We start from the raw sequence: 14,391 nt of genomic DNA, 5'->3' as shown, positions 1-14,391 counted from the left end.
TGTAAACAATGCTTTTACTCATCTTATGGCTGCTCTAGCTCAGTTTATTATTTCTCCAATTAAAATCAATAATTATATATATTTAGACATGAAGTAATTATCGAACTGAGGTTAGTTAAATAGATTTGAGTATAGAAGTTTATTTAAGAAAGGCTGTTGCTTGTTTACTATTTCAGTTAACTGATAGTTACAAAGATATGTTAAAATCGTGGAATTGAATTAATTTAAAGAAATTTAAATATTATGTTTGATAATCAGACCTTTTTATTCTATGACTTAGAAACAAGTGGTATAAATAATTCTTTTGACCAGGTTTTACAGTTCGCTGCAATTAGGACAGATCTTGATTTTAATGAGATTCAAAGATTTAATTTCTTTGTTAAACTAAACCCTGATACTACTCCATCACCAATGGCAACAATCACTCATCATATCTCAATTGCTCAGGCAAATACTGGAATATCTGAGTATGATGCTATTCGAAAAATTCATAAAATAATAAATACTCCAGGGACTATCAGCATTGGTTATAATACTCTTGGTTTTGATGATGAATTTCTAAGATTTGCATTTTATAAAAATATGCTGCCACCATATACGCATCAATTTAAAAATAACTGCTCAAGAGCTGATTTATTTCCTATAGTTGCCTGTTATAGTGCATTTTTTAAAGAGGGGTTAAAGTGGCCTAAAGTTACAGATAGTGATGGTCAAGAGAAAATATCATTAAAGTTAGAGAATCTAAATCAAGAAAATAATTTCTACAGTGATGGTAGAGCTCATGATGCTATTACAGATGTGATTGTAACCGTAGAGCTTGCTAAAAAATTAAAATCAGCAAATCCAAAAATGTGGCAATTTTTATTGGATAAATTCAATAAACAAAACGATGAAACTACTTTATCACAGTTAGATATTGGAGTGCAGCTAGGAGATCGTGGGTATAAACAAGCTATAGCAATTAGTGGTATTTTTGGTTCTAAAAATAATTTTACATCAGCAATTTTAGATTTAGGACAGCATCGACATTATAAAAATCAAGAAATATTTTTGCGTTTGGATAGTTATCTTTTTAGTGAATTTATAGAAGAGTTTGGAAGTTTAGAAGCTGAGCACTGGCGTTTAACAATTAATAAAAAATGGGGGGATATCCCATTAATTTTACCTGCAAAGACGCGTTTTGTTGGTAAATTACCACAAGAAAGATTGGAGCTTATTAAAGCAAATAAAGAGTTTATAAAAACTAATCCTGAAGTTTTTGCTAACTTTGTTGATTATGTATTAGAGTATAAATATTCAGAAATTGAGAATATCGATGTTGATGCAGCTATTTACCAAAGTGATTTTATGACGAGTGCAGATGAGAGAGGGTGTGATAAGTTTCATAACTCTGCTATTTATCAAAAAGCACAGATGCTTAATCAATTACCTGGTAAATTCTATAATAGAGCTATACGTATAATTGGAAGGTTAGATTTTGCAAAGCTACCTGAAAAAGCACAGATGGAATTTCAGGAATATTTAAATAAAATTGTAAGCTTAGATAATGATGAATTATTAGTAGATCATCGTGGCAAGACTCGTAAAACATTAGAAGATATTTATCAAGAAATGCAAGATGTACGTATGAATCGTGATCTAACAGAAGAGCAACAAGCTTTGTTGTGTGAGTTAGAAGAGTATTTATTCTAGAAAGATTCATATTCCTAACATTTTAAGCTGGTATGTAAGGTTTTATTCCATGTATTAATTGTCCTAGTTTTATGCTTTGGTTATAATGTTATAAATTAGTTTAACTATGTGAATAATTATGGTTGATAAATCTCAATATGTTTTACCTAAAGTTTGGCAACAAGATGATAGTTTAAAAGGTAAGTGGGCGGCTATTAATAGACCTGTATCAGGAGCTACTCATACTAAAGAGTTACCTGTTGGTAAAAAACCTATTCAACTTTATTCTCTAAATACACCGAATGGGATAAAAGTAAACATAATGCTTGAAGAGCTTTTAGAACTTGGTATTGATGAAGCTAGCTATGATTTTCATAAGATTAGCATTTCTGATGGTAAGCAGTTCTCTAGTGGCTTTGTAGATATAAACCCTAACTCTAAAATACCAGCACTAGTTGATCAAAGTAGTGAAAATGAAGTTATTTTATTTGAGTCTGGTGCTATATTACTTTATTTGGCTGAGAAGTTTAATAAACTAATACCTGAAGCTATATCTGATAGGGCTAAATGCTTATCATGGTTATTCTGGCAAGTTGGTAGTGGGCCGTATTTAGGGGGAGGTTTTGGCCATTTTTATAAATATGCTCCTGAAAAAATCAAGTATTGTATTGACAGATTTACTATGGAAGCTAAACGCCAACTAGATTTGTTAGATAAACAATTAGACGGCAACCAATACATATGTGGTGATCAATATACTATAGCAGATATTGCGATATTTCCTTGGTATGGAGGAGTTGTTTTAAATAAAGTATATGAAGCTGCAGAATTTTTAGATGTAAAATCTTATAAAAATTTAAATCGATGGGCAGAACAGATTAGTCAAAGACCAGCTGTTAAAAGAGGTTTATAGAGCCTAATAAATATATTTTACTTTTTAGCGTAAAGTTAATAAAAATTAGCTGTCAGATCAAATAATATTAATAAATTAAATAGAGATATTCGTGGTGTAATGGAAGCAAGCAAATTTAATTTAGTGACAAAATATAGCCCAAGTGGTGATCAGCCTGAAGCAATTAAATCAATTGTTAAGGGAGTGAATAATGGCTTGCATCATCAAGTTTTATTGGGGGTTACAGGTTCTGGTAAAACTTATACAATGGCAAATGTAATACAACAAACTCAAAAGCCATGCTTAATCTTAGCACATAACAAAACTTTAGCAGCACAGCTATATTCAGAGTTTAAACAGTATTTTCCAGATAATGCAGTTGAGTATTTTGTTTCATATTATGATTATTATCAGCCAGAGGCTTATGTAGCAGCATCTGATACGTATATAGAAAAAGATTCATCAGTGAATGAACACATTGAGCAAATGCGACTATCTGCAACAAAAGCTATTTTAGAGCGAAATGATGTAATAATTGTTGCAACAGTTTCAGCAATCTATGGTTTAGGTGATCCTGAGCAATATATGCAAATGCTTTTGCATTTAAAGGTAGGTGAAGAGTTAGGGCTTAAAAAAGCTCAGACAAAGCTTATAGAAATGCAGTATTCACGTAATGATATGGATTTCAGTCGAGGTAGTTTTCGTGTTAGAGGTGAGATATTAGATATTTTTCCAGCAGACTCTGAAAAAGATGCTATTAGAGTAGAGTTTTTTGATGATGAGATAGAGGCAATTAGCTTAATTGACTCATTAACTTCTAAAAAGATTAAAGCTATTCATAGAGCAACTATATTTCCTAGTACTCACTATGTAGCCTCTAAAGAGCGTAAGGAAATCGTGATAGAGGAAATAAAAAAAGAGTTAAAAGAAAGAGTTAAGTATTTCGAGGAAGAGGGTAAACTTCTCGAAGCTCAAAGAATTGAGCAAAGAACAAAATATGATATTGAAATGATTCAAGAGCTTGGCTATTGTACAGGTATTGAGAATTACTCGAGGCTTCTTTCAGGTCGTGAACCAGGTGATCCACCACCTACACTAATAGACTATTTGCCAGAAAATGCTCTTGTTATTGTTGATGAATCTCATGCTACATTGCCCCAGTTTGGTGGTATGTATAAAGGGGATCTTTCGCGAAAATCAAATTTAGTAAATTATGGTTTTAGGCTACCATCGGCATTAGATAATAGACCTTTAAAGTTTGATGAGTTTGAGAAACTTCTACCTCAGACGGTTTATGTTTCAGCAACTCCAGCAAATTATGAGTTAGATAGATCTGAAAATACAGTTGAGCAGATTAATCGTCCGACAGGATTACTTGATCCGGAGGTTTTTGTTCGTCCTGTCGCAATACAGGTTGAAGATGCTTTATCTGAGATAAATAAGGCAATTGCAAAAGAAGAAAGAGTACTAATCACAACATTAACTAAGAAAATGGCAGAAAACCTTACAGAATATTTATCTGAGCATGGAGTTAATGTTAGATATCTACATTCAGATATAGATACAGTTGAACGTGTTCAGATCATTCATGATTTGCGTCATGGTGTATTTGATGTGCTTGTAGGAATAAACCTTTTAAGAGAAGGTTTAGATATGCCAGAAGTTGGAGTTTTGCTTATTTTTGATGCTGATAAAGAAGGATTTTTACGTTCTGAAAAATCACTTATACAGACGATTGGTAGAGTTGCAAGAAATCAAAATGGTCGAGCAATTTTATATGCAGATGTAGTTACAAAATCGATGAAAAAAGCTATGGATGAAACTCTGCGTCGTCGTCATCTTCAAGATGAATATAATCAAAAACATAATATTACACCTAAAACAATTATTAAAAATATTGATGATATGCTTGACAGCTCACCTGAGATGCAAAAACGAGCATATAAAAATAATTCGCGTTTAAAGGTTGATGATGTCGATGTTTCGGCTATACTAGGTATGACAGAAGCTAGTAAGGTTATTAGAGCTCTAGAGAAACGTATGCGTGCTCACGCAAAAGAGCTAGAGTTTGAAAAAGCAACCTTAATTAGGGACAAGATTTCTGAAATAAAAAAAAAGTTTATTAATTTATAATTTTTAAGAAGAAGTAATTATTATATTATGGCAATAGAGAGTAAGTTAAAAAAAGACCGGCTTTTTTTGCGTTTTACTTGGGCAAGGTTAAGAAACTACTTGATCAGGGCAAAGAAAAGCTTATATTCATCAATTATACTTTGTGGCTTAATTGTTGGAGTTGATTTATATTTAGGAAATGTTGAATTTGTAGCACAATCTTTACAAATTGCTATAACTTTGGCAGTTATACTATTTGTATTTTTCTTTTTGATAACAAAGGATGATAACCCTGTTGATATTATTATTTCTGGGGCAGAAGGTGAAACAACTGTTTTAGACGAGCTAAAGAAATTAGATAATAATTTTGTTTTATTTAACAGAGTTATTTTACCAGATCAAAAATCAACAGTAGGAAATCGTGAGTTAGATTTTATAGTAATATCACGTAAAGGCATATATATCGTCGAAGTGAAGAATAATCGTGGTTATATTCAAGTTGAGAATATGGCAGAGAGATGGCAAGTTTCAAAAACTTCACAAAACAATAAAGTGTATGCAAAAACCATAAAGAACCCAATTAGACAAACTTTTGCTCAGAAAAAAGTACTACAAACATATTTGTATAAGCAAAGAATCTACATAAAAGGTATACCTGTGGTAACTATTGTTATCTTTGCAAATGATGATGCTCAATTGAGTGAGAATTTTATTGCAGATGATGCAAACCAAGCGGTACTATCTTTGAAAAACCTATTACCTTTTATCAAGGCAAAAGAAGAATATCTTGAAAAGATGCCATCTCGTTCACGTAAGAAAATCATCAGAAAGCTTGAGAAAAAATAATGCAAAATGATAGACCTATAGGTGTCTTTGACTCTGGTATTGGTGGGTTAACCGTAGTTAAAAATCTAATGGAGATACTCCCAGACGAAAATATTATTTATTTTGGTGATATTGCAAGGATTCCATACGGCACTAAGTCCCGAGCAACTATTCAAAAGTTTGCAGCTCAAACAGCAAAGTTTCTTATTGCACAAGAGGTTAAAGCCATAATAATAGCCTGTAATACAATATCTGCACTTGCGAAAGATATTGTTCAAGAAATTGCTAAAGAGGTTCCTGTGATTGATGTAATAAGTGCAGGTGTTAGCTTAGTTAGTGATATAAATACCATAGGAGTTATTGCGACACCTGCAACGATAAATAGTAATGCATATGCTTTACAGATTCATAAGAATAATCCTCAAACAGAAGTTTATAGTACACCTTGTGGTCTTTTTGTATCAATGATAGAAGAAGGTTTCATTGAAGGACAAATAGTTGAGTTAGTTGCAAGGCAGTACCTTGAGTATTTTAATGATAAAGATATTCAGGCACTTATCTTGGGTTGTACACATTATCCTATTATCAAACAAAGCATATCAGACATTTTAAATGTTGATTTGATAGATCCTTCATTTCAAGCTAGCAAAATTTTAAAGGATTTACTTATTGAAAGAAAGATTTTAAATACATCTGGGTTAGATCCAGAGTATCGATTTTATGTTACAGATATCCCAGTTAAATTCAAGGCTGTGGGTGAAATGTTTTTACAAACACAAATGCAATATCTTGAAATAGTTAATTTAGATTTTTAATAAATTTTTATAGTTTTACCATTTAGATTCTTGACATAGTTGTAGATATAATATTTACTTTAGTCTTGAAGCACAGGGGTGCATAGTTTATTTGAACTATGCTGAGAGGATTTTTTCTAACCCTTTGAACCTGATCTAGTTAGTACTAGTGTAGGAAGTGTAATTTGATTTTGGTCATAACTATTTTATCTATAGTTGTATCAATTATATTCTTAATACTCATCTACCTATACTAGTTTGAATTGAAAAATAGGAGATGAAAATGAATAACTCTAAAAATCAAGATATTCAAACTAATACAGAAAAATCAACACTATCTATAGAGTATTTTAGCTCTGAGAAGTGTTATGTTGAATATCCAAATAAATCAATAAAAGTTCCGTTTAGAAAGATTAAACAGACTGATACTAATATAAATGGAAATATCAGTAACAATCCTGATATCTTTATATATGATACTTCTGGAGAGTATTCATCAGAAGCTCTTGTTGATATAGAAAAAGGCTTAAGTAGGCATAGGCTAGAGTGGCTTGAGCAAAATAAAGATATAGATCAGCTAGATAGTTTTTCTTCAGAGTATACAAATTCTCAGTTTAAAGAAGAAAATTTAAACTTTAAGAATAGACATATTCCTTTTAAGGCAAAAGCAGGTAAGAACGTCTCGCAGATGCACTATGCTAGAAAAGGTATCATTACGCCTGAAATGTATTATGTTGCGATGAGGGAAAATATTCTAAGAGCAAATCTTCATCTTGATAGTGAGTATAAGAATCAACACCAAGGAGTATCATTTGGTGCAAATATACAAAAAGAAATCACACCAGAGTTTGTTAGAGATGAAATAGCAGCTGGTAGAGCTATAATTCCAGCAAATATTAATCACCCTGAGCTAGAACCTATGATTATAGGTAGAAATTTTTTAGTCAAAGTTAATGCAAATATTGGTACATCAGCAGTGACATCATCAATGTTAGAAGAAGTTGAAAAAATGGTGATATCAATAAAATGGGGTGCTGATACTGTAATGGATCTCTCAACAGGGAAGCATATTCATCAAACACGCGAGTGGATTATTAGAAATAGCCCAGTACCTATAGGTACAGTTCCGATTTATCAAGCCTTGGAGAAAGTTAATGGTAAAGTTGAAGATCTAACTTGGGAAATCTATAGAGATACACTGATTGAGCAAGCTGAGCAAGGAGTTAGTTATTTTACAATTCATGCCGGGGTTAGAAAAGCATTTGTAACACTAGCGAGTAGTCGAATCACAGGCATTGTTTCACGAGGTGGATCAATCTTGGCTAAATGGTGCTTACATCATAATCAAGAAAACTTTTTATATACTCATTTTGAAGAGATTTGTGAGATTATGAAAGCATATGATGTAAGTTTTTCACTTGGAGATGGACTACGACCTGGATCTATAAATGATGCAAATGATAGTGCTCAATTATCTGAACTGAGAACTTTAGGGGAGTTAACTAAAATTGCATGGCAGCATGATGTACAGGTTATGATAGAAGGTCCGGGACATGTACCAATGCAGCTTATCAAAGAAAATATGGATTATGAGCTAAAAGATTGTTTTGAAGCACCATTTTATACCTTAGGTCCATTAGTTACAGATATAGCACCAGGATATGATCACATCACATCTGCAATAGGAGCTGCACAAATAGCTTGGTATGGAACAGCTATGCTATGTTATGTAACGCCAAAGGAACATCTTGGTTTACCAAATAAAGATGATGTTAGAGAAGGTATTGTTACTTATAAATTAGCAGCACATGCTGCGGATCTTGCTAAAGGCTTTCCAGGAGCTCAAATTAGAGATAATGCTTTATCAAAAGCAAGATTTGAATTTAGATGGGATGATCAGTTTAATTTAGGTCTGGACCCTGAGAAAGCTAGATATTTCCATGATCAGACTTTGCCTAAGGAAGGACATAAGTTTGCGCATTTTTGTTCAATGTGTGGGCCTAGTTTTTGCTCTATGAAGCTTTCTCAAGACCTTAAAAACTTAAAGCATATAGATGAGTAAAGTAGCAATTATTGGATCTGGTATGATGGGTAGAGTCTTAGCAATAACTTTAGCTAAAACTTATCCTGAGTTGCAGATTGATATATATGATAAAAGTTTGAGCTATAAGCATAGTTGTAGCTATTGTGCTGGAGGGATGTTATCACCGTTATCTGAGCTTATTGCATGTGAAAAGCATGCTTATGAGCTAGGGCATAATAGTTTTGAACTATGGAATAATATAAATAGTTTTATTAATAAGTATTTAAATATTACAAATATATTCGTAAAAGAAGCAAGCACCTATGTAATAGCACATAATCAAGATAGATATGAATTAGATCTTGCAATTAGAAATATTAACTTAAGAGTAGATAAGTTATCTAAAACATTACATCAAAAAGCATGTGAAGATTTTGAAATTTGTGAAAAACGAAATATCTCTTCTAAAGAGCAAGGCATATCTCTATCTAATAGTATTAATGATAATGTAATAAAACTTAAAGAAGCTTTAGTTGATGTGCCAGAATTCTTTAAGTTGTCTAATCAGTTTTTTAAAGCATATGAAAATATAAAGACTTTAGAATTACTTAAAGAAGACTTTTATACAAAAGAATTTGATAAAAGCTATCAACAGGTATTTGACTGTACTGGTTTTCCAAATAACCAGTTAAATAATTTATATGGGTCTAGGGGTGAAGCAATAGTCGTAAAAGTTGCTAATATTAAGTTAAATAGCGTAATTAGATTATTACATCCACGCCATTGTATTTATTTGATTCCAAGAGGAAAAGGTATTTTTTATATAGGGGCTACGTCAATTGAGAGTCAAGATTACTCTGAAATTTCAGTTCAAGGTGTCTTAGAGCTTCTTAGTTCACTAATGATAATAGACAAGCGTTTTGCTGAGGCTCGAGTTATAAAAACACTAACTAATGTTCGCCCAGTAAGTAGTGATGATATGCCTATATTAAAGAGTGTTGGGAAGATAACATATTTAAATGGGTTATCAAGGCATGGATATTTATTTGCTCCAGCATTAGCTAACAAAGTAATACAACAAATTAATAATTTTCAGAGGTAGGAATGCAGATTATTTTTAATGAAAAAAAATTAGAGTTAGAAAATGGTTTAAATATTGATGAATTACTAAAGCAGCAAGCATTTGAGCAGTCATGCTTTGCTGTGATGCTTAATAGTAAGTTTGTTGCTAAAGATAGCTATACTAGTACTTTCTTAAATGATAACGATAGCGTTGTGACTATACAGCCAATGCAAGGAGGATAGTTAATGCTAGATTTGTATGGTGAGAAGTTTAGCTCGCGGTTTATTCTTGGCACTGCATTATATCCAAACCTTTATGTAATGCTTAAAGCTATCTGTCAGTCACAATCACAGCTATTAACAGTATCTGTAAAAAAATCAGTTACAAATGGAAGCTCTCAGAATCAGTTCTGGAATAAATTGCGTCAAGCAGGATGTAAATTTTTACCTAATACAGCTGGATGTAGGAGTGCTAATGAAGCAATAGAAATAGCAGAAGTATCTAGAGAGATTTTTGAAACAAACTTTATAAAAGTTGAAGTTATAGGCGATGATTATAACCTTCAGCCAGATACTATAGAGCTAGTTAAGGCTTGTAGGGAGCTTATAAAAAGAGGCTTTTATGTCTTGCCTTATACTACGGATGATTTAGTAGTTGCTAAATATTTAGTAGATGTGGGATGTAAAGTTTTGATGCCTTGGGCTGCTCCAATTGGAAGCGGTAAGGGTCTTGTTAACCCATATGCATTAAAAGTATTAAGAGAACGTTTTAGTGATATTAAACTAATAGTTGATGCTGGTATAGGTGTTCCATCTGAAGCTTGTGAAGTTATGGAGATGGGCTATGACGGAGTTTTATTAAATAGTGCGGTTGCATTGGCTGGTGACCCTATACTTATGGCTAGTGCATTTAGACTTGCAATAGAGTCAGGAAGAAAAGCTTTTAAATCAAAGAGAATGATTGAAAGAGATCTTGCTTCACCTTCAACAAATTTGTTTGAAACTCCATTTTGGCATCAGGATTAAACTTATGAAAGATATTTTATTAACAATAGGAGGCTCAGATAGTTCATCTGGAGCAGGTATTCAAGCAGATATTAAAACAGCTAGTGATATTGGCGTAAATATAGCTACAGTTGTTAGTTGTGTTACAGCTCAAAACTCTATGACTATTTTAGATATTCAAGAAGTTAGCGCAAATAGTTTTTCACAACAGCTTAATGCAATTGTAGATGACTTTCGTATTAAAGTTATCAAAAGTTCAGTTTTAGTTTCAATTGAGCAGATTGACATACTTATAAATTTTATAAAGACATTCAAAGAAGTTATTTATATTTGTGATCCTATTATGTTTTCAACAACAGGAAAACAGTTAGTTTCACGAGATGTTGTTGAGTATGCTAGATTAAACTTATATCCTTTGGCTGATATTTTGACTCCAAATTTAGATGAAGCAAGAGTATTGTTAGGAAATAAAGATTTTTTAGAGTTAGAGGACTCTTATAATATAGCCAAAGTCATACAGAAAAAGTATCTCTGTAATAATGTATTTCTTAAAGGTGGACATAGTACAGAGAAAGATATCTGTACGGATGTTTATTATAGTAATAACGGTTTTAACTATAGTTTAGTTTCGACAAAGTATCAAGAGAATATTAAAATCAGAGGCACAGGCTGTACATTATCAAGCGCCATTGCAAGCTTTTTAGTACAAGGGTTTGATATCAATAACTCCTTGGTCTTAGCTAAATTATATATTACTAATGCTATTAAAAATTCTCAAAGGTTAGCTATAGGAACAGATTACTTAGCTATTAAAGATTCTTTTAGTTTCAATAGAGATTTCCCAAGAATTTACTTTGATAAAAAATTTTCTGATTTAAGGTTTAAATCAATTAATAAAATTGGCTTTTACCCAATAGTTGATGATGCAAATAAAATTCCTCGTTTAGCTAAGCTAGGTGTTAAAACAATCCAACTAAGAATCAAAGAAAGAGACATTGGTTATGTAGAGAAAAATATTATAAAGGCTATTGAATATCAAAATAAGTATCAGTTACAGCTTTTTATAAATGATTATTATCAGCTTGCTATTAAGCACAATGCTTTTGGTATACATTTGGGTCATGAGGATTTACTAGATTTATTTCACACAGATTATGAGACCTTATTTAAAATTAGCAACTCAAATATAGCTTTAGGGTTAAGTACCCATGACTATTATGAACTTGCGATAGCATTAGCTATCAAGCCTAGTTATATAGCTTTAGGACCTATTTATCCTACTACGACAAAACAAATGAAGTTTGAACCTCAAGGTTTAGCTAAGATCTATCAATGGTTAGATATATTAGATGTGCCTTTAGTTGTAATTGGAGGTATCAAAAAAGAGCATTTAAATGATATCAAAAATATTGGAGCTGATGGTATTTCTGTAGTTAGTCTAGTAGATGAAATCTCAGATAATGAGTTAGAAGAAATAGTAAATTTTTTAGGATGATGATATGGATTTGAATAAAAAATTATCTCAGCAAGAGCAGGATTATTATACAAGACAGTTAATGTTAAAAGACTTCGGAGCTGAGAGTCAGATAAAGTTAAAAGAATCATCTATTTTACTTATAGGAGTGGGGGGTGTAGGATCACCTGTAGCTACTTATTTAACTGGTTTAGGGATAGGTTCATTAACAATCGTAGATGATGATATCGTAAGTTTTTCAAATTTACATAGGCAAGTGCTATTTGATATCGATAGTATAGGTGAATTTAAAGCAACTATAGCTAAAAATAAGCTAGAAAAGTTAAATCCATATGTACAAATAGATACTATTACAGATAGGTTAACATTAGAAAATGCATCTAATTTTGATATCCATAAGTTCGATTTAATCATAGATACAAGTGATAATTTTGAAACTAAAATTCTATCAAATAAGCTCTCTATAGCTAACAAGGTTACCTTACTATCAGGAGGAGTTCAGGGGTTTAATTTTCAAATAGGGATCTTTAATATAAATAATCATACAGCATGTCTGAATTGTTTATACCCAGAGATGAATCAGTTAACAAATAGTGAGAGGGTTGGTGTATTAGGAGTTACAGCTGGGTTAGAGGGTATGATGTTGGTAAATATTGCTACTAATTTCTTACTAAATAAAAATGAATTTTTAGATTCTACTTTATATACGTATGATTTAAGAAAAATCGAGCTCAAAAAATATAGTTTAGTTAAAAATAAAGACTGTGGTTTATGCCTGCTATAGAGATTCTAAATTAGATAAAAACCTTGTATGATGTTTTAAATACATATTTAATAAGTTTAGAAAAATGTACGATAAAGATAGTAGAAATGTTATTTTATTAGCTGGAATCGGAGCTATTTTAGAGTTTTATGATTTTGTCTTATATATGATTTTTTCTAAGGAAATATCAGCAACTTTTTTTGCAGAGATTACCAACCCAACAGTCAAAGCCTTTTTGACTATATTGATATTCTCTATAGCATATTTAGTAAGGCCTTTTGCAGGGACAATACTTGGTATTATTGGAGATTTGATAGGACGAAGACGCCTTTTACTATTTACGATATTGCTTATGGGAAGCTGTTCACTTTGTATGGGCTTAATGCCTGGTTATGCTCAATTGGGCTTATTTGCAAGTTTTGCATTTGTAGTCTTACGTATTATGCAGGGTATAGCTCTAGGTGGTGAATTGCCAGGTGCTTATGTTATTGTATATGAGTCTGTAAAAGGTAGGATAGGGTTTGCTACAGCTATAGTTTTTGTATTTGTAACAGCAGGATTTTTATTTTCTGACTTTATAGGCTTTTTATTAGAACATTTCTTTGGTAGTTATGCTTGGAGGGTAGGGTTTATAATAGGTGGTTTGTTAGGCTTTGTCGGTTATTATGTTCGTAGAAATCTTCAAGAAACTCCAGAGTTTGAAAATATTGATAATCAAAAGAGACATTCTTTTGGATCTTTAGTTTCTACTTATAGAGCTAATCTTTTTTCTGGGATATGTATGGTTATTACTGTTGCTTTTGGTGGAGTTATTTTAGGTACATATATACATGATTTTATTGGATATCTGCTACCTAGTTATAATTCTGGACAGATTTCTTTAATTTTAATACCTAGTGCTTTAGTGCTTACTTGTTTTACCTTCATCTTTGGTTATATGTCTGATAAAGTTGGAATAGCTAAGATGTTTATTACAGGAGTGATAATCATGACAGTAAGTATATTTCCAGTATTTTATTTAATGGATCGTTTTAATACAGATTTTTATATTATTTTAGCTTCAACTATTATTATGCTGTTGTATGCTTTAGTAACAGCTAGCTTTATATTTTTATTATGTGATCTTTTTCCTACTGATGTGCGGTTATCAGGAGTGGCTTTAAGTTATAATTTAGCTTTTGCAATAGTTGGTGGTCTTGCTCCTTTAGTGAGCACAACTATCATTACATTAACTCAATATCACTTTTTAGGACCTGCTATAGTTGGTATAGTTTGTGGTTTAGTAGGCTTGTTGGGAATATGTATTTATCTTAAGAAAGGAGGTTATCATAAAAATAATAAAGATATGATAGTTAAGTTATAATTTATAAAGGTTTATGATAAACACTAAAGTCACATTCTACAGCTAAAAGATGGCAAGTGTGTGGAAATAAATTCTCAAATGGTTCTAAACAATAGTGTTTATATCCGCGTTTTCTATACCATTTTTTGAGTTTTTCTTTATTTTCATTTATATAGTGTTTAGGTGTAAGTAGCTCAAGTCTCATTATTTTAAAATCATTATCTTTAGCCCAGTTTTCAGCAGCATCAACAAGCTTGTTACCAACACCTAGACCTCTATGATTTAAGTCTGTGGCGAGCATTCCAAATTCAGCAACATTTTGAGAGAATTTTGTAACTTTTATAGATCCTATAATTAACCTCAGTTCGATAATTACTTCATGTCTAAATATTTATAATTATTGATTTTAATTGGAGAAATAATAAACT

The 14,391-nt window shown here is 31.6% G+C and carries 13 protein-coding genes, 1 pseudogene and 1 riboswitch; of the genes and pseudogenes, 13 read left to right on the top strand and 1 reads right to left on the bottom strand.

What is annotated here, in order from left to right:
• The 13 genes and pseudogenes from AB8E56_RS09245 to AB8E56_RS09185 form a co-directional block, all read left to right on the top strand.
• Positions 1 to 97, top strand: a pseudogene (locus AB8E56_RS09245) (IS982 family transposase); the annotation flags it as partial.
• 146 nt (positions 98 to 243) lie between these two features.
• Entirely contained in the window at positions 244 to 1,692 is a 1,449-nt protein-coding gene (locus AB8E56_RS09240; RefSeq protein ID WP_329480356.1) for an exonuclease domain-containing protein, read from the top strand.
• Between the two features lie 118 nt (positions 1,693 to 1,810).
• Entirely contained in the window at positions 1,811 to 2,584 is a 774-nt protein-coding gene (gene yghU, locus AB8E56_RS09235; protein ID WP_329480354.1) for a glutathione-dependent disulfide-bond oxidoreductase, read from the top strand.
• Positions 2,585 to 2,683: 99 nt separating this feature from the next.
• Positions 2,684 to 4,696, top strand: coding sequence for an excinuclease ABC subunit UvrB (uvrB, locus tag AB8E56_RS09230; RefSeq protein ID WP_329480352.1), 2,013 nt, complete (start codon positions 2,684 to 2,686; stop codon positions 4,694 to 4,696).
• Between the two features lie 27 nt (positions 4,697 to 4,723).
• Complete coding sequence (locus AB8E56_RS09225) at positions 4,724 to 5,521, top strand: nuclease-related domain-containing protein (RefSeq protein WP_329480350.1); 798 nt, start codon at positions 4,724 to 4,726, stop codon at positions 5,519 to 5,521.
• Complete coding sequence (gene murI / locus AB8E56_RS09220; protein WP_329480348.1) at positions 5,521 to 6,315, top strand: glutamate racemase; 795 nt, start codon at positions 5,521 to 5,523, stop codon at positions 6,313 to 6,315. Before AB8E56_RS09225 ends, murI begins: the two co-directional genes overlap by 1 nt.
• A 64-nt stretch (positions 6,316 to 6,379) precedes the next feature.
• Positions 6,380 to 6,489: riboswitch (TPP riboswitch) on the top strand.
• Positions 6,490 to 6,577: 88 nt separating this feature from the next.
• The gene (gene thiC, locus AB8E56_RS09215) at positions 6,578 to 8,356 is read left to right on the top strand and encodes a phosphomethylpyrimidine synthase ThiC (RefSeq protein ID WP_329480346.1); all 1,779 of its coding nucleotides are present in this window, start codon (positions 6,578 to 6,580) and stop codon (positions 8,354 to 8,356) included.
• Complete coding sequence (locus tag AB8E56_RS09210) at positions 8,349 to 9,419, top strand: FAD-dependent oxidoreductase (RefSeq protein WP_329480344.1); 1,071 nt, start codon at positions 8,349 to 8,351, stop codon at positions 9,417 to 9,419. Before thiC ends, AB8E56_RS09210 begins: the two co-directional genes overlap by 8 nt.
• A gap of 2 nt (positions 9,420 to 9,421) precedes the next feature.
• Positions 9,422 to 9,622, top strand: a complete 201-nt coding sequence (gene thiS / locus AB8E56_RS09205; RefSeq protein ID WP_329480342.1) for a sulfur carrier protein ThiS — start codon at positions 9,422 to 9,424, stop codon at positions 9,620 to 9,622.
• Positions 9,623 to 9,625: 3 nt separating this feature from the next.
• Complete coding sequence (locus tag AB8E56_RS09200) at positions 9,626 to 10,405, top strand: thiazole synthase (RefSeq protein ID WP_329480340.1); 780 nt, start codon at positions 9,626 to 9,628, stop codon at positions 10,403 to 10,405.
• Between the two features lie 4 nt (positions 10,406 to 10,409).
• The gene (gene thiD / locus AB8E56_RS09195; protein ID WP_329480338.1) at positions 10,410 to 11,879 is read left to right on the top strand and encodes a bifunctional hydroxymethylpyrimidine kinase/phosphomethylpyrimidine kinase; all 1,470 of its coding nucleotides are present in this window, start codon (positions 10,410 to 10,412) and stop codon (positions 11,877 to 11,879) included.
• 4 nt (positions 11,880 to 11,883) lie between these two features.
• Positions 11,884 to 12,642: a HesA/MoeB/ThiF family protein gene (locus AB8E56_RS09190; RefSeq protein WP_329480335.1), complete on the top strand. Its 759-nt coding sequence runs from the start codon at positions 11,884 to 11,886 to the stop codon at positions 12,640 to 12,642.
• A 64-nt stretch (positions 12,643 to 12,706) separates the two neighbouring features.
• On the top strand, positions 12,707 to 13,984 hold the full coding sequence (locus AB8E56_RS09185; RefSeq protein ID WP_329480333.1) for an MFS transporter: 1,278 nt from the start codon (positions 12,707 to 12,709) through the stop codon (positions 13,982 to 13,984).
• 1 nt (position 13,985) lies between these two features.
• Here the strand turns inward: AB8E56_RS09185 and AB8E56_RS09180 are convergent, their stop codons facing one another.
• Positions 13,986 to 14,315, bottom strand: coding sequence for a GNAT family N-acetyltransferase (locus AB8E56_RS09180; RefSeq protein ID WP_329480358.1), 330 nt, complete (start codon positions 14,313 to 14,315; stop codon positions 13,986 to 13,988).
• Between the last annotated feature and the right edge of the window lie 76 nt (positions 14,316 to 14,391).

It is taken from the genome of Francisella sp. 19X1-34 (genome assembly GCF_041102755.1).
Lineage (GTDB): Bacteria > Pseudomonadota > Gammaproteobacteria > Francisellales > Francisellaceae > Francisella.
Note: the sequence above shows the minus strand (reverse complement) of the source record. Positions and strands in the feature narration are given on the sequence as shown.